General features: G+C 52.8%; 24 protein-coding genes and 1 pseudogene. 13 read left to right on the top strand and 12 right to left on the bottom strand.

All coding sequences use genetic code 11. The annotated features are described in order from the left end of the window. The 5 genes and pseudogenes from EI42_RS08120 to EI42_RS08140 form a co-directional block, all read right to left on the bottom strand. On the bottom strand, nt 1-425 hold a 425-nt coding region (locus EI42_RS08120; protein WP_170142455.1), incomplete at its 3' end, for a pentapeptide repeat-containing protein. Between the two features lie 45 nt (nt 426-470). Continuing rightward, a pseudogene (locus tag EI42_RS34830) lies at nt 471-620 on the bottom strand (pentapeptide repeat-containing protein); the annotation flags it as partial. 236 nt (nt 621-856) lie between these two features. Further along, on the bottom strand, nt 857-1,225 hold the full coding sequence (locus EI42_RS08130) for a DUF4260 domain-containing protein (RefSeq protein ID WP_111320712.1): 369 nt from the start codon (nt 1,223-1,225) through the stop codon (nt 857-859). A 518-nt stretch (nt 1,226-1,743) separates the two neighbouring features. Then, nucleotides 1,744-2,250 carry a cupredoxin domain-containing protein gene (locus tag EI42_RS08135; protein WP_246046436.1) on the bottom strand — a complete coding sequence of 169 codons (507 nt, stop codon included), beginning with the start codon at nt 2,248-2,250 and terminating at the stop codon, nt 1,744-1,746. A 407-nt stretch (nt 2,251-2,657) separates the two neighbouring features. Beyond that, complete coding sequence (locus tag EI42_RS08140; RefSeq protein ID WP_111320714.1) at nt 2,658-3,611, bottom strand: glycoside hydrolase family 18 protein; 954 nt, start codon at nt 3,609-3,611, stop codon at nt 2,658-2,660. A 530-nt stretch (nt 3,612-4,141) separates the two neighbouring features. Here EI42_RS08140 and EI42_RS08145 point away from each other — a divergent pair. Further along, nucleotides 4,142-5,107 (top strand): glycoside hydrolase family 10 protein, encoded by a 966-nt coding sequence (locus tag EI42_RS08145; protein WP_211326077.1) that lies wholly within the window; start codon nt 4,142-4,144, stop codon nt 5,105-5,107. Nucleotides 5,108-5,224: 117 nt separating this feature from the next. Here the strand turns inward: EI42_RS08145 and EI42_RS08150 are convergent, their stop codons facing one another. After that, nucleotides 5,225-5,539: an antibiotic biosynthesis monooxygenase family protein gene (locus EI42_RS08150; protein WP_111320718.1), complete on the bottom strand. Its 315-nt coding sequence runs from the start codon at nt 5,537-5,539 to the stop codon at nt 5,225-5,227. 131 nt (nt 5,540-5,670) lie between these two features. Here EI42_RS08150 and EI42_RS08155 point away from each other — a divergent pair, with 131 nt between their 5' ends. Beyond that, on the top strand, nt 5,671-6,270 hold the full coding sequence (locus tag EI42_RS08155) for a TetR/AcrR family transcriptional regulator (protein ID WP_111320720.1): 600 nt from the start codon (nt 5,671-5,673) through the stop codon (nt 6,268-6,270). A gap of 197 nt (nt 6,271-6,467) precedes the next feature. Beyond that, a complete protein-coding gene (locus EI42_RS08160; RefSeq protein ID WP_170142456.1) occupies nt 6,468-7,958 on the top strand; it encodes an MFS transporter in 1,491 nt (496 codons plus the stop codon). Between the two features lie 73 nt (nt 7,959-8,031). Here the strand turns inward: EI42_RS08160 and EI42_RS08165 are convergent, their stop codons facing one another. From EI42_RS08165 to EI42_RS08180, 4 genes are read right to left on the bottom strand one after another with little or no spacing between them, the layout of a single operon-like run. Further along, entirely contained in the window at nt 8,032-8,967 is a 936-nt protein-coding gene (locus EI42_RS08165) for a ferredoxin family protein (protein WP_111320724.1), read from the bottom strand. 21 nt (nt 8,968-8,988) lie between these two features. Beyond that, nucleotides 8,989-9,807, bottom strand: coding sequence for an energy-coupling factor transporter transmembrane component T family protein (locus EI42_RS08170; protein ID WP_111320726.1), 819 nt, complete (start codon nt 9,805-9,807; stop codon nt 8,989-8,991). A 19-nt stretch (nt 9,808-9,826) separates the two neighbouring features. Continuing rightward, nucleotides 9,827-11,578 (bottom strand): ABC transporter ATP-binding protein, encoded by a 1,752-nt coding sequence (locus tag EI42_RS08175; protein WP_211326078.1) that lies wholly within the window; start codon nt 11,576-11,578, stop codon nt 9,827-9,829. A gap of 7 nt (nt 11,579-11,585) precedes the next feature. Beyond that, the gene (locus EI42_RS08180) at nt 11,586-12,191 is read right to left on the bottom strand and encodes an ECF transporter S component (protein WP_111320728.1); all 606 of its coding nucleotides are present in this window, start codon (nt 12,189-12,191) and stop codon (nt 11,586-11,588) included. Between the two features lie 359 nt (nt 12,192-12,550). Between EI42_RS08180 and EI42_RS08185 the strand changes: the two genes are divergently transcribed. From EI42_RS08185 to EI42_RS08195, 3 genes are all read left to right on the top strand, one after another. Then, on the top strand, nt 12,551-12,871 hold the full coding sequence (locus EI42_RS08185) for a hypothetical protein (protein ID WP_111320730.1): 321 nt from the start codon (nt 12,551-12,553) through the stop codon (nt 12,869-12,871). A gap of 607 nt (nt 12,872-13,478) precedes the next feature. Continuing rightward, nucleotides 13,479-15,587, top strand: a complete 2,109-nt coding sequence (locus tag EI42_RS08190; RefSeq protein ID WP_170142457.1) for an ArnT family glycosyltransferase — start codon at nt 13,479-13,481, stop codon at nt 15,585-15,587. A 202-nt stretch (nt 15,588-15,789) separates the two neighbouring features. After that, nucleotides 15,790-16,287: a hypothetical protein gene (locus tag EI42_RS08195; protein ID WP_111320734.1), complete on the top strand. Its 498-nt coding sequence runs from the start codon at nt 15,790-15,792 to the stop codon at nt 16,285-16,287. 156 nt (nt 16,288-16,443) lie between these two features. Here the strand turns inward: EI42_RS08195 and EI42_RS08200 are convergent, their stop codons facing one another. Together EI42_RS08200 and EI42_RS08205 are read right to left on the bottom strand one after the other, a co-directional pair. Further along, nucleotides 16,444-17,661 carry a glycoside hydrolase 5 family protein gene (locus EI42_RS08200; protein WP_111320736.1) on the bottom strand — a complete coding sequence of 406 codons (1,218 nt, stop codon included), beginning with the start codon at nt 17,659-17,661 and terminating at the stop codon, nt 16,444-16,446. A 22-nt stretch (nt 17,662-17,683) separates the two neighbouring features. Further along, nucleotides 17,684-18,718: a LacI family DNA-binding transcriptional regulator gene (locus tag EI42_RS08205; RefSeq protein ID WP_170142458.1), complete on the bottom strand. Its 1,035-nt coding sequence runs from the start codon at nt 18,716-18,718 to the stop codon at nt 17,684-17,686. A 336-nt stretch (nt 18,719-19,054) separates the two neighbouring features. Between EI42_RS08205 and EI42_RS08210 the strand changes: the two genes are divergently transcribed. From EI42_RS08210 to EI42_RS08235, 7 genes are all read left to right on the top strand, one after another. After that, nucleotides 19,055-19,813 (top strand): UTRA domain-containing protein, encoded by a 759-nt coding sequence (locus tag EI42_RS08210; protein WP_170142498.1) that lies wholly within the window; start codon nt 19,055-19,057, stop codon nt 19,811-19,813. Beyond that, nucleotides 19,806-20,663: a sulfite exporter TauE/SafE family protein gene (locus EI42_RS08215; RefSeq protein ID WP_111320742.1), complete on the top strand. Its 858-nt coding sequence runs from the start codon at nt 19,806-19,808 to the stop codon at nt 20,661-20,663. The genes EI42_RS08210 and EI42_RS08215 overlap by 8 nt, the downstream gene beginning before the upstream one ends. A gap of 3 nt (nt 20,664-20,666) precedes the next feature. Beyond that, nucleotides 20,667-20,987 (top strand): DUF1634 domain-containing protein, encoded by a 321-nt coding sequence (locus EI42_RS08220; protein ID WP_111320744.1) that lies wholly within the window; start codon nt 20,667-20,669, stop codon nt 20,985-20,987. Nucleotides 20,988-21,212: 225 nt separating this feature from the next. Continuing rightward, nucleotides 21,213-21,350 (top strand): hypothetical protein, encoded by a 138-nt coding sequence (locus EI42_RS32385; RefSeq protein WP_170142459.1) that lies wholly within the window; start codon nt 21,213-21,215, stop codon nt 21,348-21,350. 167 nt (nt 21,351-21,517) lie between these two features. Further along, nucleotides 21,518-22,087, top strand: coding sequence for a hypothetical protein (locus tag EI42_RS08225; RefSeq protein WP_111320746.1), 570 nt, complete (start codon nt 21,518-21,520; stop codon nt 22,085-22,087). A 179-nt stretch (nt 22,088-22,266) separates the two neighbouring features. Beyond that, on the top strand, nt 22,267-22,485 hold the full coding sequence (locus EI42_RS33150; RefSeq protein ID WP_211326079.1) for a hypothetical protein: 219 nt from the start codon (nt 22,267-22,269) through the stop codon (nt 22,483-22,485). Between the two features lie 276 nt (nt 22,486-22,761). Further along, nucleotides 22,762-24,063: a hypothetical protein gene (locus EI42_RS08235; RefSeq protein ID WP_137686276.1), complete on the top strand. Its 1,302-nt coding sequence runs from the start codon at nt 22,762-22,764 to the stop codon at nt 24,061-24,063. Nucleotides 24,064-24,110: the final 47 nt, after the last annotated feature.

The following is a 24,110-nucleotide window of genomic DNA, read 5'->3' on the forward strand; positions in this document are numbered from 1 at the left end:
CAGCCGCGAAGAAAGCGGGGAGGCAGGCTTCCCTCTGCTCGCGCGATCGTCTGCAGGTCCGGGAATGAGCGCCCGACATGATACGCCTGATCCAACCCTCTCGCCCGATGCAGGGGACAATTGAGAATCCCCGTTTCCCAGAAGACGGCCTTCTCAAAGCTGGTCCCTGTCAGATCTGTCTCATGCAGCACCGTTCCACGCAAATACGTCCATGAACAGTTTGCCTCTCGCAAGGAGGATCGTTCAAAACGCGTCAACCAGAACTTGGCGCCCTCCAGATCAGCCCCATCAAAGCACACCTGCCGCACAATCATCTCATCCATGCAGGCATGTCTCAGATTCGCCCGGGAAAAGGTACCATGACAAAAGAACGCCTGCGTCCAATTCGTATACCGAAGCATCGCCTCTTCAAAAATAGTTCCCACATCCGACGTCACCTCTACAAGACTAGCAAATGCGAGATGGCATCTTCGGAAGCAAGTCCGGCTGATTTCTGCGCCCACGAGATTCGCACTCTCCAGGTCCGCATCAGTGAAATCTGTCATATATAGTTCTGTATCACGCAAATTCACCTTCCGCATCCGTGCCCCCGTGAAATTCGCCTGAAAGAAATGTCTCCCTGAAAGATCGGCTTCCTCTCAGTCGGGGACGATCTCGGGATGCTCCGTACGCCATTGATTCCATCGCTTCACGCCCTGTTCCAGCATCGCCAGATGGTCGGGGTTAGCCATTGCACCCGTACTCCCTTCTTTTGTTTTCTGGCTATTCCAATCGGACAGAGCGAAAACGGAAAAAGAGGTAAGAAAGAGGACTCCTTTTCCGTCTGCATCTCGTTGAAGCATCCTGGTTACAGGTTTTACACGCGATTCAGATGAGTATCTTTGAAAAAGGTGGGGTACTTCAGACCATAGCCAAGCACGCGATCAAGCCCGATATGAGCCAGCCAGATCAGCGCCAGCAGCGCCAACAGCGTATTGTTTCCAATCAACCCGAAGGCCAGCAGCGCCAGTGGAAGCACATATGCATGGATCAGATTATAGATGATGGCTCCGACACGCGCTCCAGCCAGATAGCCAAGCATTGAGAGATCAGGCACAAACAAAAGCAGGAGAAACAAAAGCCAGTTGCCTCCTCGCATGCCATAGAAGAGCAGCGCCAGCAAGAAGACCGTTATCCCTTCCAGTCGCAGTACAACAGCAGGGGCAAAGAGATTGAAGCGTTTCATCTAGACATTCACATCCTTCTATAAGAAAACAGGAACCAGAGCAAGATCATCTGACTGAGAACGTGTGATTCAGACCCCTGCTCATAAGTTAATTACCTACCCCTTTCGCAGGGGACTGCTTTGACCTCCTTGTCCGACACATCAGGGACACGTGCCCCATTCTCACCCGGTCCTGCCGGACGAGAAGCGTTCTCCATATGGCGCGTGCATCAGTTTCATGTGTGACCAGTTCTTGCTGAACGTCATTGATGGCATGATCTGAGAAAGAGCTTGTCAATCATTTTGTAGAGTCTGACATTTGTGTATGAAGTCTCTGTCTTTCTCTCTTTGACACGCTTTCGACGCCGTTGCAGCAAGCCCATTCCTCATCTGACTTGAAAGCCGTGGACTTCTTGTGGTCATCATACGGATGAGTCTATCAGGATAGCGCATGAAAAGCAAGCGGTACAAACAAAAAAAGAACCTCCGGCGTTTTTCATCCGCTCAGGAGGCCCTTCCATGTGCGTTGCAAGCTTGAATCACTGCTTGACGCTAACCGTTTGCTTCATCCCTGCCTCATAATGGCCCGCGATATAACAGGCGAACTCAGGCTGTGTGTTTGCTGCCGACGTGGTGAAGGTATAATCCAGCGTTTTCGTCTCTCCAGGCTGAATATCGTCAACCATTGCCAGGGCCATCGAGTCCATATGCTCCATAGACATACCGCTCATGTTGCCCTCCGACTTCGGCATAATCATAAACTCATGGGAAGTGTTGCCATTGTTCGTAATCACAAAGTGATACGTTTTTCCCGGAGTATAGTTCTTTTCAGATACATCAATGCTGAACTCCGAAAGCTTGACGTCAACCGTCTGTGCATCGGTGGGTGCACTTGTTGCCCCGGTATTGCCACCACATGCAGCGAGAACCATGATGAGAAGCCCGAACAGAAGGGACAAACCCAGACGATACTTCACTGTGACACCTCTTTCCTCTTCTATGCTGAATGAGCTATGCATCAGACTATCCTGTATTCCCGCACTCATGCTCTGTTTCTCGCGCTGAGAGGATGAGCGCCGCAGATCAGGAATGGCTTGTTGTAGATAGAGAACTATGTTCTCAGGCAGAGAACATACCCCCTTGAGATCGTGAAACAATATTGAGAAGAAAGGAAAAGCATCGATAGCACTCTATCAGCAGAATGCAGCCTTCCCAAAGAGGTATGACTTTCCCTTTCTTCTTACCCTATACCAGGGGGTAGTATAAAACTGGTTCTCACTATACGCGAGCTTTTCGTTTTTGTCAACCCCTCGGGGTGGGGATGGGAAGAGAAGAAACGTACATTGCAAAGGGAATAAGGTTGCTGAAGTTGCTCATGAGAAACAAAAATGGGTCGGAACCAGAAGACCGATTCCGACCCTCTCCGAATGAGGGGATCTGTAAGATGCTTCGTCTAGCTGTTCATTGACTGTGTCATCAGAATGGACCATTGTTCAGGGTGCGCGGTTCCGCCCGGCAGAGAGTTAAAGTATTCCCAGGCGAACACGCCGCCGAAGTTTGAATATTTGCGTGCCAGTTGCTTGACCGTCGAAGCAGCCGTATGGATATTGACATAGCCGCCACCATTCGCCGGGTTGCTGAGCATCCCGGCAACAATCTTGTCCGCCGGGAAGCCATTTCGCACGGCCCGATCATAGTCAGAGGTCGAGGAAAGAGAACCAAACCCGCTATAGAACTGCGTGTTGAACCAGGCAATCCTGGCACCCTGGGGACTGTTATAGAGATCTTTATAATCAAAGCCAGAGAGGCCACCACCGCCAGTCAGATCTGAGGCAACCGGTGCAAGCGTGATCGCGAAACTGCTGCCGAAGTCGGCACTCAACTGATCGATCAAACGTTGTACATCTGTCAGAGCGACCGACTCTTCGATATCAAGATCAATACCGTCAAAGTGGTACTGCTGCAACGTCTGCTTGAGCACGGGATAAAGCCTGTTCCAATCGCTGAAAAGGGACTGGAAAGAGCAGCAGGCCGCTCCGCCAAGCAGCATATGCAACTTCACCCCCATTCCCTGAAGCTGTTTGAGTTGCTGCCAGGGTTTCGCAAAAATAGGATTGTCGGGCGGATAATCATTGAGGTGCATCAATGTACCATCGCTTTGCGGGCCCAGATGGAAAGCCCCCAGATTGATATGGGTCGGATATGGTTTCCCGGTCGCGGGATTGAGGTTCTGAATCACAGGGGTGAGGTCGGTTAAGGTTTGATAGTAGTAGATCACACGATGGGTACTCGCCTGAGCCTGCACCGTCGCAGCCGAAGCACGCGGTTGAAACGAACTGAACGCCATCATGAGAAGCGCCAGGGCAAGGGCCACCATGCCTTTACCCGCTTGTCTCGTTTGGAACATTCTCTTTCTCCTCTTTACACCGTTGTATTTTCACGCCACGATTCCAGCCGCAGCGCTGACCTCCCGCTAAGAGGCCGACCTTTCGGGGAAGACTGAACAATTTGACTGGACATTTCAAACAAAAAGTCTACAGACAAATGCGTCGCTCTCTTGTACCGCTCTCCATAGCAATACAGCTTCACAAGAACGACTACCCCACATCGGAGAATAAAGAATCTGTTATGCTATCAAAACTATACCACAAAAGTTGTGCATTTTTCAAGCCTTTATCCGAATATATTTGCAAGCATAGCCAAAAATCACATACTCATTTGTCTATACTTATTACAATATGTTTATACTTTTCCTGCTTTTCTGAAGAAAATATCTCTATTTCTCTCATATATGCTTATTTCTATAGAATAGAAAAAATACTTTCTTGACAAGTAACACAATAAATAGTTATACTGTTACTGAAGTCGCACGAGAGACATAAATCATTTCTTCATAGCTTGTTCAGCGTTCTATAGCAGATGAAAGGGGCACAACCTATGACCGCTTCCGCTCCTTATCTCGATGAACCATCTCTGGGCGCGGCAGCGAAATTTCGCCTGTTCGGAGCAGCCGTCAGCGTGAACCATCTCAGCGAGCCACCCTACACCCATATCCTCAATTCCCAGTTCACCAGCATCACCCCGGAAGTCGAGATGAAATGGGATGCAACTGAGCCCGCCCCCGGTTCCTTCAGCTTCGATGCTGCTGATACGCTCGTCCGCTATGCCCACAGTCACCATATGCGGGTTCGAGGTCACACGCTGGTCTGGCACACCGCATTACCCTCCTGGGTCAACGAGAGTGCCGATCTCCTTCAGGCAATGAGGAATCACATTATCGGCGTGATGCAGCATTATACAGGCCACATCAGCTACTGGGATGTTGTCAATGAGGCTTTTGATGAGGATGGCTCACGACGGAAGAGCATTTTTCAGGAGCGAATCGGCGACCTCCATATTGAAGAGGCTTTCAGGGTGGCCCGAGCAACTGACCCCTACACCCGCTTATGCTACAACGATTACGGCATTGAGGGCATCAACGCCAAAAGCGACGCCGTCTACGATCTCGTCAGGGATTTCAAGCGGCGCGGCATTCCGCTCGATTGCGTTGGCTTTCAGTGTCACCTGCTGCTCGGCACAGTTCCCCCCGACATGCAGACAAACCTGCAACGCTTTGCTGATCTCGGCGTCGAGATCCATATCACTGAACTGGATATCAGAATGCCCGTTCCAGCCAGCACAGCGGAGCTACAGCAGCAGGCAGAGGATTACAGGAAGGTCATACAGGCCTGTCTCGCGATCCCACACTGTACCAGTATCACGACCTGGGGCATCACCGACAAATATTCCTGGGTCCCCGGCACCTTTCCCGGCTACGGCGCGGCGCTGCTCTTTGACGAAAACTATAAGAAAAAACCGGCCTACCATGCAGTGCTTCAGGCGCTCAGGGAGGCACCGGAATAAAGGCAAGTCCGTGGCCTCCCTGGCAAGCAACAGACAATGAGGGCGAGAGCAGTCCTCGCCCTTACAACCTTCTTCAGGTTCTGGATTACATATGTTCTGGCAGAAACATTTCTCCAACTAGACGAAGAGCTCGAAGGAATGCAGCACCTTCTTGACCGAGAAACCATCATCTTCACCAGCCCGACGCCGCTGGATCTGCTCACGGTGCTCCTGTTTATGAGCATCGCGAGAGATCCACTTCTTGAAATCGGCCTCTTGCTCCCACTTGGAGACAAAGACGTACTCAACTGTTGTATCGTGCTCTCTCCGCCAGCATTCATATGCAATATTCCCTTCAGCCTCCTTGATAGCCTCTCTATCCTTCCGATACTTGGCCTGCATTCGATCCTCAAACTGACGAGCGACCTCAAAGCTTGCTTGCATAATAAACATTGGAAAAACTCCTTCTTGTGATAAGGCTTGACGAACCAAACAAGGTATTCTATATTGATCATCAGGTCAATAGCCACAGAGATAGCATACCATTACATTGACCAAATGGTCAATAGCATAGAAGGAGGTTCATGGTGCCAGGCGAGAAACAACCCGAGGAACAGAGGCGCGAACAAATTATTCAGGCCGCCTTTACAGTTGCAACGCGTGAACGCCTCGATCAGCTCACCATTCGGAAGGTTGCAGCGGAAGCACATTTAAGTACAGGACTGGTCTTTTTCCACTTCAAGACAAAAGAAGCACTGCTCTACGCCCTGCTGGACTGGCTGCTTCAAACGATGTTTGAGGTCTGGGAGGTAGATAGTTCACTTCCCCCAAGAGAGCGCCTCTTTGAGCTTCTCAGACAAGATCTTCTCGATGCTTACCAGCAAGGGCCAAATTCAGCCAAGCTGGAACTGTTTTTCTCCTTCTGGATCATGGGATTACGCGATCCAGTCATAAAAGCGCGTATCAGCCAGGCTATAGAGCAGGCACGTGAAATTTTCCGCCCCGCTGTCAGAGACCTTTTGGCCAGCGAACCGGAACACTTTGCCGGAGTCACAGAAGATGGGCTGCTTTCCTTGATGACTGCTATCGCCGAAGGATGCCCGCTGCAAGCAGTACAAAGCGACTATAAGGTTTCGCTTGAACAAACACTGGCGGCACTACGCGCCCTCCTGCTTCTCCCCTGAACATTGGGAAGAGGCAAACAGGGCTTCTTGCCTCTTCCCAATGCACAGACTCACGCCCTTTCCAATTCGCACATCCTTCAGGCAACACACTATACCTCCCTATTGACCTTTGGGTCAATGTAATGATATACTCCCTGTGTATTGACCAATTGGTCAATGAGAAAGTACATTTTTTGAACGAAGTTGGAGGAAACACCTTGCAGCAAACTACCGGTGAAAAAACGGTATCGCGGGGATGGATACTGTTTGGAGCAGCGTTGGCGACGCTTATGTCATCGCTTGATACAAGTATTGTCAACATTGCGCTTCCCACCATCATCACAGATCTCCATGCATCTTTTGCTCAAGCACAGTGGGTTGTTCTCAGCTATATGCTTGTTGTCACCTCTCTGATCGTCGGGATAGGACGTCTGAGCGATCTATTCGGAAAAAAACGGCTCTACCTCATCGGCCTTGCCCTGTTCTCCCTTACCTCTCTATTCTGTGGGCTCTCGCCTACTGCTGATTGGCTCATTGCTATGAGAGCCTTGCAGGGACTTGGTGCGGCTGTTTTGATGGCGCTCAGCTTCGCTATCGTCAGCGATGCATATCATGGTATGAAAGCTGGACATGCGCTCGGCATCCTGACCGCAATGGTTGCGTTTGGAATCGCATTAGGGCCCACGCTGGGCGGTCTCCTTCTCAGCGCCTTTAGCTGGCACGCCATTTTCATCATCAATGTCCCATTCGGGCTATTAGCTTGCGGAGTAATCTGGGTCTTTCTGCCCGGAAAGACATTCCAGGAACAGACATGGCGTTTTGACTGGCCGGGAATGATTGTACTCGCGCTCACATTAGGCTGTTATGCCTTCGCAATGACTGAAGCCGAAGAGTTGGGCTTCACGTCTCCCCTTGTGCTTGGTCTCCTGGGTGGGGCTGTTAGTGGCGTGCTCCTGTTTCTCTGGTTAGAACGGCGTGTGATGTCCCCCTTATTGCCGCTCCAGATCTTCCGGAACGCAACCCTGAGCATCAGTTTGCTGGTCAGCGTGCTGGTCTATACTGTCATGATGGGTGTCATTCTCATCATGCCTTTCTTCCTGAGTGAAGGAGAGAGCTATTCCAGCGTCCTTACCGGCTTGCTGATGTCCACAGGCGCACTTATTACCGCATTGCTAAGCACGCCTGTCGGGCTGCTTGCTAACCGTTTCGGAGCACGACCGATAATGGCGATCGGCGTGGCGCTGATGGTCGTTGGCTGCCTCTTCATGTCCACCATCACGATCAAAGCAGGCATTGCAGGTTTCACGTTCCGTCTGGCCATCATCAATATCGGTCTGGCGCTATTCCAGACGCCAAACAATACAGCGATGATGGAAAGCGCCCTCCCTTCACAGCGCGGGCTCATTTCCGGTCTTCTCTCGCTGGCTCGGACGCTCGGTCTGACCACGGGCGCGTCATTTATGGGAACCATCTATGCCAGTATGGTCGCCATCGCCGCTCAAACGGGGGTGACACACCCACAAGCAGTCGAGGCAGGAACACACGGTTCATTCCTTGTAGCCAGCGCTCTGATAGGTATTGCATTCCTGCTCACCCTCCTTGTCCTCCGGATACAGCGGAAACCGGTCATCAACAAGCAGGATACAGCGCTCTCGCAACCAACCTCAACGGGAAAGCTATCCCTCGATGAGCAGCACACTTCCATCTAAGCACAAAAAAAGGCTGGCGAATATCGCCAGCCCTTTCATTACCTGGTCATTTGCCAGACACCCCGCCCACATATTACAGCGTCACCACCTCCTCGCTTGCCTGAACCTGATACTCGATCAGGCGGTACTCCTGCCGATAGTTCTTCCCAAGCTGGTTACAGCTACACGCAAGCGGGCAGTCCAGCTCACAGTAGTGGCTCTGCACGCGCACGTGATGCAGTGCTCCATCCTGCGTACAGAAGGTCACACAGTCTGATCCGTCCTCCGTATGCACCTCCTGTAGCGAAAAAGCGCCCAACTCGAAGATCCCTGTCTGCATTCGCACATAATACTCGGCTGCCTGCACCACGGCTGGATACTGCACCCGCCCACGGCACTTCGGAAGATAAAGCCTGCCATGTCGGTCCGCGTCTAGAATCGTCTCGACCTCCGGCACCGCCACGCGACTGTAATAGACGCCCTGCGGGAAACAAATCAGATTCGCCGCGAACTGATCGCCTCCAATATGCGAACAATGCCACGTATGGGCGGGATCAAGGCGAGCCAGCTCACGATAAATAGGCATGCCAAACTTGGCACAGCACATATCATGCTTGCCGTTTGTACAAATAATATACATTGGCTCATTGGTCAGGTAGCGATCATATGCCGGAGCACCCGCTTTCAGGCCGGCCAGATCCAGGGAGAGCAGTTCTTCATAGCGCTCAAACTCGAAGGCATACAGCGCCGTTCGCTCTTTCAACGTGACACCAACAAAACAGCGAATCGTTTTCAGTGGCCGCGAATGCTGCCTGACAAAGACGCCAACTCCTTTCATCGTCTCATAGCTCATCACGAAGTCGGAAAGCCACTTCGCAGCGGGTTCGGGCAAATCATTATCCAGCACCGCCGACCAACCCCACGGGCCAGTATACTCGATCATCACCCAGATCTCAGCAAAGGGGGCCAGACCAACAAATGGCTCCTGTCGTTCCTCCGAAATGCGTGCGCAAAAAGAACGTTCAGCCACGTGAAAACTCCTGTATTCCTTCTATAGGTTCTTCAGTAGAGAAAGGGGCCCAAGCCAGCCAGCATACCAGCATATCCCGATCAACAGGAGACAGAGCAGCCAGAAGCTGGCAATAAAGAGATAGTCGCGCCCATGAAACCGAAACTGCTTAAAATAGGAGCGCCGTGCCAGCACGCCAAATGCCCGCCCATCCATCGCGAGCGCAGTGCGTTCGGCTCGCCGAATGGCTGTCGCCAGCAGCGGAATAATGTAGCGCCGCAGCCGCTCATACTGAACACGCAGGCCACCTCGATCCTCAATTCCGCGAATCTTATGCGCCGCCTGAATCAAGCGGAACTCGCTCTGTAGCATCGGCACGAAACGAAACGCGGCCAACACGCCATAACCAAGCTTGTAGGGAAACTTCCACTGCTGCACCAGCGCACGAATAAAATCGCTGATATCGGTGGTAAAGGTAAAAATCAGTGAGAGCAAAAACATGGCATAGACCCGCAGGACCGCCGCCGCACCAGAAACGACCGCCGCCTGATAGACGGTGATCGGACCAAGCTGCAAAAAGACCGGCGAGTGGTTGAACAGCTCCGCACGCACCAGAAATGGATACGTCACCATGAACGAGACCATCGCCAGAAAGAGGGGCACATTGATACGGCCAAACGTGCGCAGCGAGACACGCGCCGGTCCCAGGATGATTACCACTGCCAGCACCAGGAAGACCAGCGGCACCCAGGGATCAGTAGTCAATGCCACAAAGAGCACAATTGGCACTAACGCCAATACCTTACTCAAAGGGTTTAAGCGATGAAGTGGTGAATCCACCTCCTGATAGATCATTTGCATCTTCGCTTACCTTCTCCCGTCATTCAACATGCTTCACAGCGAGTTCCCGCCCGAGTGCCTGCATACACTGTTGATAGACTGCCTCAGACGTCAGCAAACCGGGCCAGCCCAACCGCGCCGCCAGACTGGTCAACGGCGGCAATGTGAGGTGAGCTCGCGCCAGCAGGTCCGGCTGCGCAAACAGGGTAGCAGGCGTTCCATGAAAGATCGGCCTCCCGCTCTCCATCACCACCACGTGGCGGGCATACTGAGCAACCAGCGCCATATCATGCGTAATCACGACAATGGTGCGTCCCTCGGTATGGAGTTGCCAGAGGATCTCAAGCAGCGCCTCCGCGTTGCGCTGATCCTGTCCGAACGTTGGCTCATCGAGAATCAAGACCTGCTGTCCCACCGCAAGCATCGTTGCGACACTCAGGCGACGCTTCTCCCCATGACTTAACGTAAACGGATTGGCCCGCGCCAGTTGCAACAGACCGAAACGCTCTAACAGGGTGTTCGTTCGCTCGGTGATCTCTGCCGCCGATAGGCCCATCACGCGTAAACCGTAGGCGATCTCATCAGCAACCGACTCGGTGATAAACTGGTGCTCGGGGTTCTGAAAGACATAGCCAACATGATGCACCAGCTCGCGTGCCGGGATACGAGTAATGTCTTTTCCTTGCAGCCAGACGCGCCCCGCAGGCGGGTGCAGAATATCAACCAGATGATGTGCAAGCGTCGTTTTGCCCGCACCATTCGAGCCAACCAGCGCCAGAAAATCGCCCTGAGGCACCCGCAACGAGACATCATGCAGAATCTCTCGGGAAGCCACCCGATAGGACAGATTCCGCACCTCGATTGCAGCCTGCTCGCTCTCCTGCGTTAGCACAGGGGAAACAGACTGCTGCTCGACAGGTTCCGCACCGATCCGTTTGCGGTTGATCGCTTCCTCGGCCTCATCCAGCGTCAGCGGGAAGGGATCAAGTACAATCCCCTCCTGGGCAAGTCGATGCGCCAGTGAAGCCACCTGAGGCACCCAGACCCCATGCTTCTGCAAAAGCTCCATTTGCTCTTGGAAGACCGTTCGTGGCGCCCCATCCGCCAGCACTACGCCCCCTTTTCCCAGTACCACAACCCGATCAATCAGGTCCATCAGATCATCAAGCTTGTGCTCAATCAGGAGAATGGTATGCTTCTTCATCTCCTTACATTGCCGCAGAAGCTCGAATACATCCCGGGTGCCTACCGGGTCCAGATTCGCGGTAGGCTCATCAAAGAGCAGGACAGAGGGCTCCATCGCCAGCAACGAGGCCAGCGTCACCCGCTGTTTCTCGCCGCCGGAAAGCTGCTCAACGCGCCGGTAGCGATGCTGTGGCAGACCAACCTGAGCCAGCGCCTCTTCTACCCGTCTGTCCATCTCTTCAGGAGAGAGACAGAGATTCTCCATACCAAAGACAATCTCATCTTCAACGGTCAGCATGACAAACTGTGCATCCGGGTCCTGAAAGACGATCCCGACCCGCCGGGCCAGATCAACCACTGATGCCTTCTGTGTGTCCAGTCCATCAACCCGCACCCGTCCCTCAAGGATCTTGCCAACATTGTGCGGGATCAAGCCGTTGAGCGTCAGCGCCAGCGTGCTCTTTCCGCTCCCGGAGGCCCCGAGCAGCAGCACCGTTTCACCTTCGTGCAACTGTAGATTGACCTGCTCTAAGATTGGTCGTTTGCGCCCCGGATACTTGACAGCCAGGTTCTCAACCTCGATCAACGCCATAGCATCTTCACTCACTTCCGCGCTAAATCTCTTCGAGATCCTTGCGAATGGTCCCGGCAAGCACGCCCGTACGAGCAGCAGCATCGCCAAGATATTTCGCCACAATACCACTGATCGTACTACTGACGATGGTCACGACAATCACGCCGATCAAGATCGGCAATGCCAGATCAAACGATGTGGGGTAGAAGATAAGATAAATAATCAACATGGCAACGCCGCCCGCCGCACCGGTCAGTGCCATAGAAGGCAAGCCAAAATGACGATAGCGTGTCCCGACAGCTACCCCGATCTCTCCGGCAAACGCGTAAAGCAGGCCCGTAATCATGATCGAGGGACCATACGGAGAAATAGGAAGCATCACCAGACAGTACAGCAAGGCAATAAGAAATGCTGCCCCGGCCCGACGCAGCGCGTATGCGATAAAGAAACAGGGAAGAATCATAATTCCGATCCAGGCCCAGGCGACAATCACCCCCAGAACAATGGAAAGCAGATACGCATACATCAGTGCACCAAGCACAATACCAAAAACAACGCCGACAGCGGCAAGAACCAAAATATCGCGAGTGCTCCAGGCCAGCCACCCGAACCCTTTCCTGGATTGCTCAACAGGCTGTTCGCTCATTCTTTCTTCATTCTCCTCTGTTTAACGACTCTTATTAAGAGCAAGAAGTCGTAATTCCCATCTCAGATATCAGCCATTTCTGATATCCGACCTTTTTAATAAGATATTAGGGCATGCTAATATCCTTTGTCAAGAGCTCAGCCAGGAAAAAGAAAAAATCTGAAAGATATGGCGCTCTCACTCCCTCGCCCCTTGATCCTTTCAAAGCGCTTCTCATCTTGCTCCGCGGCAAAGACGGGCATCAAAAAAAGCAAGCATGCCGTCATTTCCAGAAATAGTTGCTTCAGGCGGCCTGAACATCATTTATGGTAGAATACATAAATATATGCCATTTTTCTTCAGGGAGAGAGGAGAGAGGAATGTCCATTCAGCTCGGGGTCGTCCTTCCGCTGCTCTGGAAGCCAGATTTACCTGTAGAGGCCTGTGAACATATTGTCCGCGTCGCGCAAGAAGCCGACCGCTCAGGCTTTGCCTCGCTCTGGCTTGAAGATCATCTTATTTCCCCTGTTCAGCCAGAGCAGGCGCTTTTCGAGTACTCGTCTATAACCTTCTCAGGTGAACCGTTCCATTTCCTGAAAATCCAGGAGGCACAATTCTCTGAACTGCCTGATCTTCTCCGCTTTGCCTGTGTGTATCCTGCGTTATCCCGACTATATATTGTTCTATTTCAAGATACGTGACAAGAAAGTGGGATCCCTCATCTCTACTGAGGGTCGAAACAAATCAAATAAACAAACGGGCTTTCTCTGATCTCAACACTTCGAGCTATACGAGATATGCACATCTATAGATCACCTTTTTGTCCTGTTTAAGCATCTTTCTCTTTCAAAACGGCTTTTGTAGAGGTAATATTGAAATAGCTCAAGCCTCTAACCGCATAAGAGTTGGCTTACGCTTGTTCTACTGTTCATTTCTGATTGTACCCTGTGCTATCCTTCTGAACACACCTGCATCCGACCGCCAAATACACAGGATACTGAAAGGATTGAGGAACAGCCAGAATACTGTGACATCGGAGTACAGCGTTCTATTCACACAAGAGAGGGCTTTTCAAGCATGGATGTGTCTTTTTTGCCTGTTACTCACTGTGGCTTGCCGTTTGCAGGCTTGTCTCAAGCCTTGCAGCCAGACAGTTGATAAAGTACGACAATAAAGACACATGTAGGAGAGGGATTAAACATGCTCTCTGTTCCGGCGTCCATTCGTATCTTCTTTCTTAACCCTAATTGCAGCCCCCAAACTTGCTGTCCGGGCGCTCGGGACACACTTAGAAAGGTGTATTCTACATTGATAGAACTAAATGAACAAATCATATCAAGGCAGCAGCGAGAGGAGAAGGCTGCTGCTTCGTTTTCGGTAAGCAGGCCCTGGTATCTCTGCTGGGAAATCTACGCCCTGCTTTTGGTAACAGTTGGACTGAGGTTCATCCGGCTGGATACCACCCAGTTTGATACTGATCAGGCAAAACTGTTCGGCCTGGCCTATGAAGCTATCCATAACGGACAGCTTCCGGCAACCGGCATTCTCTCTTCCATTCGGATACTTAATCCACCAGCCATTCTCTATATGATGATGATCCCGGCGGCGTTTGGTGCAAATCCATTCGGAGCTGCTCTATTTATCGCGCTATTCAATGTCGCGGCAGTTTTGCTCTGTTATTTCTTTGTGCGGTGCTACTATGGCCGGTTTCCTGCAACCATTGCGGCGCTGCTCTTTGCCACTGCGGCACGAGCGGTCTATTACTCTCGCTTCTCCTGGCAACAGAACCTGTTACCCTTCTTTCTGATGCTCTTTCTGATCGTGCTCTTTCAGGGAGTTGTTCGCAGGCGCAGCGGCTGGTTTGCGCCCGCATTAATTCTGATCGCCTGGATGGCTCAGCTCCATAGTACCGGTGCAATGCTCCTTGCAATGCTGGCCCTGGCTGTTGTGCTGGCATGGAAAACATTACGCTGGTGGGATATTCTACTCGGTATCGTTGTCTCTCTCTTGCTCTACGCCCCCTTTTTCTACTGGGAATATAGCTCGCATCTCTATGATCTGCATGCCTATCTCGATTTTCAGAAGAAGTATACCTGGGAAGATACATCGCAGTTTACTTACTACTACTACACACTTGGACTCAGCCCTTATGCCTCATTCATGAACGATATCCCACCGGTCGGCTCGCGCCTTCTCCCCCACTGGCACTGGCTCACCAAGATCAAGTATCTCCTGCTGCTCTGTGAGATTGGTGGTATGGTGGTTGCTCTCGGGAAAGCGCTCTTGATCCGTGTTCCAGTTGAAAAGGGTTTGGCTCCGCTTCAACAGGTCTGGCGCTGGTGTGTCAGCTACTATACCACGCTATGTAAAGATCCCTATCGCTGCGGTCTCCTGTTATTACTAGCATGGCAGCTTGTGCCCTTATTTGCCCTGCGACGGCAGAGTCTCCCCATTTATCCACATTATTTTATTGTCTTCTTTCCCGGTCAATATCTCTTCATCGCGCTCCTTTTCACCTGGGTCGTTGAGTGGCTTAAACGCTGGCAGGGATGGGAGACGTTCGGTCGAGGAGCCATTGTCGCAATCAGTATTCTGCTGGTTGTCATGCAAGGTGCAGGCTCTTCCCTTATGATCCTGGATTTCGTCAGAGGAAGGATCTATGCCGATGTTGATGTAACGCTTCAGCAGGTGATTCGTCAAGCAGAACAGCTCGCGCTCAAGCAACACATCAAGCGAATCTATGTGCTGTTCAACGTCAAAACGGAAGACACGATGCGCGTCCTGACCTATCAGTCACATATTCCCGTCACGCTGGTGAGCACGTCGTGTTTGATGCTGCCCGGTTCTCCTGATGAAAGGGCCGTCCTGGTTGTCCCTCCTCTGCATCGGAACACTGAAGCTCTTGCAACTCAGTTCGGACATGGACAGCATCAAGGAGATGTCGCCCGGCTGCGTGGTGAGCCATTTCACCTGTATACGGTTCAGGGCAATGCCTCCACTACGAGCACACAGGCAGGCTTCCAGCAGCATCTACAGGCGGAAGAATCAGTCATGCAGAAACTCAAAACCAATGCAACCGTCTTTGTCTCGCGCTGGCGCTTTACCCGGAATGCACCGACCCAATGGCGCACAACCTATATTTATAGCTTTGTTGCGAAAGGTCCAGGCGGGAAGCAGCAAGGAGTCCAGTGCACAGTGAGCAATGCAGCTCCTGGAGACGAGTTACTGGCACCGATGCAGTTTAAACAATGGCATACCAGCCAGATCGAGGTGCAAGCTAAATATACAGTCAGGGCGCCACGTACGATTGCACTTGGATCACTCACCCTGCTTACGGATACCTTCGTTGAATCGCCGAAAAGCCGCCTGCTTACAGACAAGGGTAAAGACTGGCTCACCCTTTCTCTTCAGAAATAACGCTTGATTGAGGAGGCTCTGGTAGCCTCCTCTTCTTCTTCCTTCTTTTGAGAAACTGCAACTATCCCTGTTAAAAAGATAAAAACGTATTGTCACTATTTTTCATTTATGCTATATTTTGAGAATATTTCAATGTGCAGCCTCAATTGCTCAAAAATAGCTGATAGCTTATTCTTATTAGATTTTTAGAGAGGAGGAATCCATGCGTTTCTCTACGATTACCTCTGCATTCGCTTTCTTTCTTCTTTCCGGCCTTTGTTGCCTCCTTTTGCTCTCAGGAGATGCTTCAGCCACAAGCCCATCATCACAGGCAACACCCCGGCACCCACTGAGCGCTGTCGGCCTCCCGGCTATTCCCCCCCGCTTGCAAAGCGACGGCAAGACCCGGCCTTCTTTCACCGAACAGGATGTCAAAGACTATATCGCCAGAAACGGCTTTATTGGCGGTACGACCGCTCCGGGCACGGCCATCACAATCAAAACGCTTCAATTTATGACTGCGCAGGAAGCCAGCAAGCGTCTAGGAGGTGAAGATATCGGTCGAAACATGGATAGTCTGGTTTGTATGGTAGAGATACAGGGCTCATTTACGCTCACGCATATGCATATGGTTATACCCCAAAAAGATGCTCTCACACAAAAGAATGGCTTTCTGATTTTCGATGCCTACACCGGGAATATCCTGCTCTGGGGCGTATAAATGAGCCTGCTCGTTATTGCTGAGACGGAGAAGAGGGTCACCATCACAATTGTGCTCCACTCTTGAAAGCCCCCTTCAATCAAAAAAAGGTGGGGAGTGTTGTTCTCTTGAGAGGGGGGAAGCATGCATTCACTTCCCCCGGTGTCTGGATAGAGCTTAGATGCGCCCGCGCCACTGCTCAAAGAGCCGGTCAAAGCTCCCTTCCGGGTCACGATACCATTCCTCAACGTTGAGCTGTAGCGGGCTGATCGTCCGCTGCGGAATCTCGTTCGCGGCAACGCGCTGCGCGAAATCACGCATGGCTTCACCCGAGGGCTTGACCGTTCCATCATAGCGCGTCAGGCCAAAGAAACGTTCATGCACATTGAGCTTGAAAGGCGGCTTCTCCCACAACGAAGGATCATAGTCAGAGAACATCCAGCCAAAAGCGCCCAGAGAGCCACAACGCGCCAGTTTCTCTAATACCTCGCGATAGTAGCGCCCTCCATCCTCATCGGAAGCCAGATACTGGCTGATCTGCTTCCCGGCTCGCTCAATTGAGATATACTCTGAAACGTCTCCATGTTCCGAGCTGGCATAGCCAAACTCTTCAAACAAAACAGGCTTGCCTCCCAGAGCCTCGACAACCAGATTGGCAAGTGGCACGACGTCGCTGTTCAGCGGATCGGAGTTGCGGATCAGATCGTAGTAGATGCTGTACGCATGCATCGAGAGGAAGTCATTATGAGGTGCCAGCAGATCAGGACGAAAACCATTATGGCTTGTCAGAAGTGGTAAATGCATGCCTGCACTCACCGGACGCGATGAATATTTGCGCACTTCCTGACTCAACAATCTGTTCCAGTTCGCACTATCCCGCACGTCTTTTGGCTTCGCGAACAGATCCGGCTCGTTGGAGAAGTTCCACGAATAGACAGCCGGATGCTCTCCGTAGCGCCCACAGACCGCCGCCACCAACGTGCGTTCTGCCTCAAGCATCAGGGGATCAGTGTACGGGTCCCGTCCCAGGCGCAGCGTATACACTCCGTTGGAAAGACGAGGCGGATGACCGGTATCAGCCTCCTCATCAAGCAGAGCCCACGCAGGCCACCAGTTCGCCCCGGACATGTGGCCGGTAAAGAAGGTCGGCATCACCTGAATACCCACCTCCCGGGCCACATCGAGCACCGTTCCCAGATTCGCCAGCGCCTCTTCACTCACGCGATCAGGCGCGGGCTGAAAATCTTCCCAGAAGAGAAAAATACGGGCAACCTGCAACTTGAGAGCCGCGATTTCCGCGAACTCCTGCCCGACTTCAACTCGATCAAAATCTTTCCACCAGTACATGGCCTTCTTGCGCGGCCAGTAATTCACTCCTAATGTGAACACCTGCATTCTTCCTTTCTCTTTGTGCCTTTCAAGCCTTCGATATGCTCACAGACTCACGTTCTATCAGCTTAACGGAAATGGTGGTACGACGTGCGGCCATCTCGGGATGCGCAAGCCGATCAAGCAATAATCGCACTCCTTCCGCTCCTAGCAAGGCTTTATCTACCCGAATAGTGGTCAGCGGCGGCGTTGTGTGCGCTGCCATATCGATATCATCAAAACCGATAATGGAACACTCATCAGGAACAGCTATTCCACGCTCGTGCAGCGCGTTTAAGGCTCCGATAGCCGCCTGATCGTTACTACAGAAAATGGCGTTGGGTGGCTTCGGCAAATCCAGCAACGTCTTCATCGCGTGATACCCTTCCTCCGCCGCGCTCTTCACCTGACAGACATAGCGTTCGTCATAGGGGAGGCTGTATTCAGCCAACGCCCGCCGATAACCAAGCCAGCGCTCATAAAAGCTAGAGCGATTTGGCAGCCCCATAATCATCGCGGGTATCGGATGAGGAACATGTTGAAGGAGATAGGTCGTTGCAAGGTACCCCCCACGCTCATTGTCGCTGACAACGCTATCAACCTCGAACGCGGCATCGCTCTGGTCAACCATCACAAACGGTATGCCAGTATCTCGCAGCAGTGTAAAGCATTCTGTGGAAAAATAGCCAACGACCAACAACCCATCTACCTGCCTGCGCTGAATCATGGCCGGCATGGCTGTCATGCTCTTTGTCTCCGCATCCAGCGTGCCATAGAGGAGACTGAGACCACGTTCAGTACAGGCCTGTTCAGCGCCAGAGAGAACATAAGAATAGAACTGATTGATTGGAAGAGGAATCTCAAGCGCGGAACGCAAAAGAAAACCGAGCGTCTTTGTCGCGGGCTCAGGAGTCCGTGGGGCAGGATGATATCCCAGTTCATCCGCGGCCTTCAATACCGCCTCACGCGCCTTCTGTGAAACACCACTTCTTCCCGCAAAGACGTTTGAGGCCGTTCCAAGAGAAACGCCCGCCCGCGCGGCAACCTGACGCAACACAACCTTTTTTCGGGTCTCTTCGCTCATTACAGTTGCACAGCCTCTCTGTTCAATGAACATAATGAACTATTATATGAACACCAGAAAAAACTTTCAGCCATATTACTGGAAAGTGCGCTGCGCTGTCAAGGGAAAGAGACAGTTTCATCCCGCTGTAGCACGCAATGAAACACTCCTGCATTCCAAACACGCTATACCCGCTCCTATTTCGCTGAAATAGCATCTGAACAAAGCAGAGGTGTTGTTTCTCTGCAGAGGCATACAGCATACAACTCATCATCTCCCGGGACCTCGGCGCTCCGCCATTCCACATTCGCTTTGTTCATAGACAGGACGACGTAATTATGTTACTATATCGCTATGATGACAAACAAGAATAGCCGTATCCCATTGTATGTACAGGTAGAAGACACCCTTCTCGCGCGTATTACCAGCGGGGAATTACCGCCCGGGAGCCAGTTACCAACCGAAGAGGAGCTGATCAAGGAGTTTGATGTCAGCCGAACTACGATTCGGAAAACGATTCAAAGCTTGCTCCAGCAAGGGCTTGTCGAGATTCGGCGCGGGAAAGGCACCTTTGTCACCCTTCCTAAAATCACACAGGAACTGACCGAGCTGACCGGCTTTGTGGAGGACATGCAGGTACAGGGCCGCACGCCAACTGCGAAAGTCCTCGGGAGGCAGATTGTCGCGGCAAACGACGTTGTAGCGCGTCAGTTGATTGTGCCCGAAGGAACGCCTGTGGTACAGATTTACCGCGTTCGTCTGGCCGACAATATCCCCGTTTCCTTTGACGAAACGTATCTCCCGAGGGAACTCGGTGAGAAGATTCTAGCCGAAAATCTTGAAACCGACCCCATTTTCACCTTGCTTGAACAGAAATATGAGACACCTCTGATCGAGGCAAAATATCAAATGGAAGCGGTCGCAGCCAGCCCCGTTGTGGCGGAGGCACTCGAAATCGAGGTCGGGAGCCCCATCTTCCTCATTGAGCGAACTTCATATACGGAAGGGAATCGACCGGTTGATTACGAAAAGCTCCACTATCGAGGCGATCAAATCCGCTTCGTGACACAACTCGCACGCCGATCAACAAAGAAAGCGCAGGAGCATAATGCCTGAGGTGACACACATGCTCTGGTTGTTTGCTGCCGCTCTGGGAGCCAGTGCGCTTGGTGGTATGTTGGGCATGGCAGGTGGCATTTTCATCGTTCCCATTCTTACTATATTCGGGCACATCAATATTCATCAGGCGATAGGCGCAAGCCTGGTTTCCGTCATCGCCTGTTCCTGTGGCAGTGCCGCCCCTTTTCTTAAGGGCCGCCTGACCAATGTTCGTCTCGCGATTGTGCTGGAAACCTGCACAACGCTCGGCGCCCTGACCGGCGTATTTCTCTCGGGGCTGTTACCGACGCCCTTCCTTTTCTTCATCTTTGCCGTCGTCCTGCTTATCTCGGCGCAACAGATGCTCGCTCGCCGGAAAGAGCCCGAAGCGGTGGCAACAGCACATGCTTCGCACCAGTGGGCACGAAGATTGGATGCCAGCTATCCAGATCCTGCACAGGGACGCGATATCCCCTATCAGGTACAACATCTGCCTCTGGGCTTGACTCTGATGTATGGAGCGGGGCTGCTCTCGGCGCTTCTCGGCATCGGCAGCGGTGTACTCAAGATTCCAGCGATGGATACAGCGCTCCGCCTCCCGATCAAGGTATCATCGGCAACGTCGAATTTTATGATCGGCGTCACCGCTACCGCCAGCGCAGGAGCGTATTTCGTGCGAGGTGACATTGTTGGCCCGATTGCTGGCCCCGTTGCACTGGGATCAGTTGTGGGGGCGATTCTGGGGGCGCGCATCCTGATGGCCATCTCGAACGAGAAAGTTCGCTGGCTCTTTGTCGCGGTGCTGGTCATTCTGGCAGTGCAAATGCTGCTCAGCGCTTTTGGTGTACAACTCATGCCCGGAGGGTGATTGATGAAGAGAAAACCTGCTCGCCTTGATTTCATCCTGGCGTGGCTTTTAAATTCGGGAACAGGGATCGCGTCGGCGCTCCTGACAATCTGGTTGCTCTGCACATTCCTGGGCCAGAACCTGGCCATTCCTCTTCCCTTCGGATTTGGAAACCTCTCGCTCGTCACAGCCGGTATCGCCGTCATTATCCTGTTGCCGGTGCTGCGCATCATCACGATGCTGGTTGCTTTCCTCACAAAACGGGAGTATCAGTTCGCCGCGATTGCCGCGCTGGTCCTGCTGATTATTGTATGCGCCTTCGCGCTAGGAGCAACCGCCGCCTGACGCATGCATTCGTGGCTTCATGGCAAGTAGTGCATCATTTTTAGAAGAGTGGTGCACCTTCTCTCTTTTCTTCCTCATCATTTCCTGTCATTTTCCTCACAAGATCCTCACAATGCTCACGTATAGTACTTCGTAACAAACATAATCTCATCAGACGGCAGTAACGAGAGTACCGGCACAACCAGCGATACAGCCAGGAACCTCATCGAGGCAGCACGCCTATCAGTGGCCACCTTGAATCCGCAAACGCTACTCATTATCGTGGGTGTTGGTATCGGTCTGGTCCGGGTGACAAGTTTGATCCCGATATGGTTCGTTGCCCGCCTCAAGCCCGCTCACGCCAAGCCAACTAAGAAAGGATAGATCCATCTCATGGAGACAGAACGCATTCAGCTCACAAGCGAAAACAGCGCGGAACACCCACATCCTGCTATAGTTACCGTCACCACTTCACTTTTTTCGTGCTTCATACATCATACTCTATAGAAGATATCTCTTCTTTCGATATTCATCTGTAGAGGGAAAAGAGCATGCCACACCACCAGAAGGGCTCAACTCAACTCCATGCAAACAGATCGTATGCCCCATCTTCACCTTTTCAGCAGCGCCTCTTACGACAGGGAAATGTGATTGCCTTTGCGTTGCTCATCATAGCACTGCTCGCCTGTAGCGCTCCGAATACCCCCCAACCGGCACAGCAAGCGACGACACTCCCACAGCCAACCTCGACCCTACCGCTCACCCTGGAAGGGCAAATAGAGCGACAGGCCGCCCAGGCGACACGCTATGGACACGCTTTCTTCGCCTTCTACACCGATACCGATAAGAAGCTGACAATGGAAGAGACGCTCCAGAATGGAACAGGTACTGTCGCCACTATCAAGGAGGAATGCCTGCGGATGCACAAGCTGATCTGGCACAATCAGGAACGCATCGGGCAGGACTCGTTTATGCTTCAGCTTTACGATAAAGCCAGCTCAAAAGCGTCTGGCTATGTGGGAGTCTGCCAGATGCGCAAAGAGCAAGCACAGGCCGCTCCCTGGGATACGCTGAACGCGGAAGCCGCCTGGAAGCTCTATGAGAGCAAGAACATCTTCTGAGTTTCGGGTCTGGGAAAGCGCTTTCGCTTGCCAGTTCGAGAGCACGACACCGCTTCCGCCTTGACACATCAGTGGTAGCTGGCGAGATCTATATGCAGCAATAGTATCGTAGTATGAAGGACGCGGCAACTGGACCCCATTCCACTCCTTCAAACGAGCGCTCTAAGCGCCCATCGCACATGACACGGCATCTCCCTCCGATTGAGTGGAGGGAGATGCGCCAGACCCAGGGAAACCCGAACAGCCAGCGAGGCCTCCAAACGATCACTCACAAAAAGCAGAACGCTGTTCTTGCCCGGCAAATCAGGAAACTGTTACCCGAGACTCCTGAGGCGATGAGCTCGCTCCTGGAAAGCCGCAGCATGCCTTCTAGAACCCGCCAGGATTTCCCCCTATAGGGACATTTGTCCCTGTATTCTCCTTTTCTTTTCCTGCCAGAATCCATACAATTAACTATTACAATCCAAATTCACCTTTGCACCCGTAGCTCGCGCCCACAAGGCTCGCTGAACTACTATGCGCAAAGGATATGTCCCGTTCACGTCCCACAAGGATCGCCCCTGTCAACAGGGCTCGCTGAACCGAGGACTTGAACAACCACCTATGGCATGCTGCCTCTCGACGGATTTCTGTGTGCGATCTCGTACGCAGATTTCACAGAAGGGAAGGAGGAAGTGTCAGAACAAGGGAAGATCACCTGCAAGGAAAACGTGGAAGAAGAAGGGAAGAGGATTCAGGTGTATCACCACCGGAAGAAGAACAGTAAGGGATTCATCTCGCGAGTGCGTGACTCACTCGTGAAGTGGCTCGTCAACCAGTCCACGAAGCTGCTGTGCTTCGTCGCCATCGCAAGCCTCGCGTTCGTGATGGCGATCGCCATCGCCGTCGTCACAGGTGTGGGGACGCGTGGCCCCATCGCGCTGCCGGACAAGCTCCTGCTCACAGTAGGGGTGATCGTCGCCTCAACCAGCTTCGGTACCTTCACCTCGCTGCTGGGCGCAGTGGTGATGAGGAAGAAAGCTACGGGCCAGTGGCCCTGGCAGCTCAACAGGGGAGAGCGCAACCACTGGAGCAAAGATGTGCTCCTCTCGCAGCTCCTCAACATCTTCGGCAGCCTGCTGGCCACAAGCGTGGCAACGTGGGCGGCCAACAACTACGCCAGGATGTGGCACACGAAGGAGAAGGTCTCCTACGCGCTCTCTCTGTCCATCGTGCAGATGACGATCGGTGGCGTCGTGTACCTGCTGATCATCTGGCTGCAAACGCAGCGCACGAAGGACGGCGCGGGCTCTTCGGCGGCTTCGCCCGTCGTCACACCGACGGCCCCGGCGGTCACTCCTTCGCAGGAGACGCCGCGCACGTGGTACAGCAAGCTGAAGGCGCTCATCGTCCGGGAAAGCACCAACCAGGCACGGCAGTGCTACGACCGACTGAAGGCACAGCTCCCGCCGGCGGCCGATGAGCTGTCGCGCTGGTGCTACGACCGACTGACGGCCCGACTCGTTCGGGAAGCCACCAGGCTGGCCTGTCGGTACTACGAGAAGCGCATGGCCCTGCTCTCTCAGGAGAACGGCGCTCACGGACAGCCCGACAAGCCGAAGACACGGCTCCCGCAGTGGCTCGACAAGGGAATCGATGGAGTGTACACGCTGAGTGGTTGGCTGAAGGCCGCCCGCGGCGCGTACGCCACGGTTACCCCCATGACCACGCCGCAGAAGCCGAGCACGTGGACCGACAAGCTGAAAGCTCGCTTCGTCCAGAAAGCTACCAGGCTGTCGGACAAGTGGACCGACAAGCTGTGGCAGCGACTCTCGCAGAACGCTGCCGAACAGCCGTACTGTTTCTACACCAAACTGCTGGCACATCTCTCACAGGAGGCCGACAAACTGCCTCGCTGTTTCTCTGACAGGCTGAAGGCCCACCTCCAGGAGGAGGAAGCCGACAACCTGCCTCGCTGGCGGAAGCGCAAGCGCTGACGCTCTCTGAACAGGCGGCAACCATAGAGTGAAGATCCAGTCCCTCC

Origin of the sequence: Thermosporothrix hazakensis (assembly GCF_003253565.1) — a bacterium.
Classification (GTDB): Bacteria; Chloroflexota; Ktedonobacteria; order Ktedonobacterales; family Ktedonobacteraceae; genus Thermosporothrix; species Thermosporothrix hazakensis.

Excerpts from the sequence above, each read along its gene's own strand:
- EI42_RS08225 (WP_111320746.1), top strand. The coding sequence starts at position 21,518 with ATGCCACACCACCAGAAGGGCTCAACTCAACTCCATGCAAACAGATCG.
- EI42_RS08185 (WP_111320730.1), top strand. The coding sequence starts at position 12,551 with ATGTCCATTCAGCTCGGGGTCGTCCTTCCGCTGCTCTGGAAGCCAGAT.
- EI42_RS33150 (WP_211326079.1), top strand. The coding sequence starts at position 22,267 with ATGACACGGCATCTCCCTCCGATTGAGTGGAGGGAGATGCGCCAGACC.
- EI42_RS08215 (WP_111320742.1), top strand. The coding sequence starts at position 19,806 with ATGCCTGAGGTGACACACATGCTCTGGTTGTTTGCTGCCGCTCTGGGA.
- EI42_RS08180 (WP_111320728.1), bottom strand. The coding sequence starts at position 12,191 with ATGAGCGAACAGCCTGTTGAGCAATCCAGGAAAGGGTTCGGGTGGCTG.
- EI42_RS08130 (WP_111320712.1), bottom strand. The coding sequence starts at position 1,225 with ATGAAACGCTTCAATCTCTTTGCCCCTGCTGTTGTACTGCGACTGGAA.
- EI42_RS08155 (WP_111320720.1), top strand. The coding sequence starts at position 5,671 with ATGGTGCCAGGCGAGAAACAACCCGAGGAACAGAGGCGCGAACAAATT.
- EI42_RS08205 (WP_170142458.1), bottom strand. The coding sequence starts at position 18,718 with ATGAGCGAAGAGACCCGAAAAAAGGTTGTGTTGCGTCAGGTTGCCGCG.
- EI42_RS08170 (WP_111320726.1), bottom strand. The coding sequence starts at position 9,807 with ATGCAAATGATCTATCAGGAGGTGGATTCACCACTTCATCGCTTAAAC.
- EI42_RS08145 (WP_211326077.1), top strand. The coding sequence starts at position 4,142 with ATGACCGCTTCCGCTCCTTATCTCGATGAACCATCTCTGGGCGCGGCA.
- EI42_RS08140 (WP_111320714.1), bottom strand. The coding sequence starts at position 3,611 with ATGTTCCAAACGAGACAAGCGGGTAAAGGCATGGTGGCCCTTGCCCTG.
- EI42_RS08220 (WP_111320744.1), top strand. The coding sequence starts at position 20,667 with ATGAAGAGAAAACCTGCTCGCCTTGATTTCATCCTGGCGTGGCTTTTA.
- EI42_RS08195 (WP_111320734.1), top strand. The coding sequence starts at position 15,790 with ATGCGTTTCTCTACGATTACCTCTGCATTCGCTTTCTTTCTTCTTTCC.
- EI42_RS08150 (WP_111320718.1), bottom strand. The coding sequence starts at position 5,539 with ATGTTTATTATGCAAGCAAGCTTTGAGGTCGCTCGTCAGTTTGAGGAT.
- EI42_RS08210 (WP_170142498.1), top strand. The coding sequence starts at position 19,055 with ATGACAAACAAGAATAGCCGTATCCCATTGTATGTACAGGTAGAAGAC.
- EI42_RS08135 (WP_246046436.1), bottom strand. The coding sequence starts at position 2,250 with ATGAGTGCGGGAATACAGGATAGTCTGATGCATAGCTCATTCAGCATA.
- EI42_RS08200 (WP_111320736.1), bottom strand. The coding sequence starts at position 17,661 with ATGCAGGTGTTCACATTAGGAGTGAATTACTGGCCGCGCAAGAAGGCC.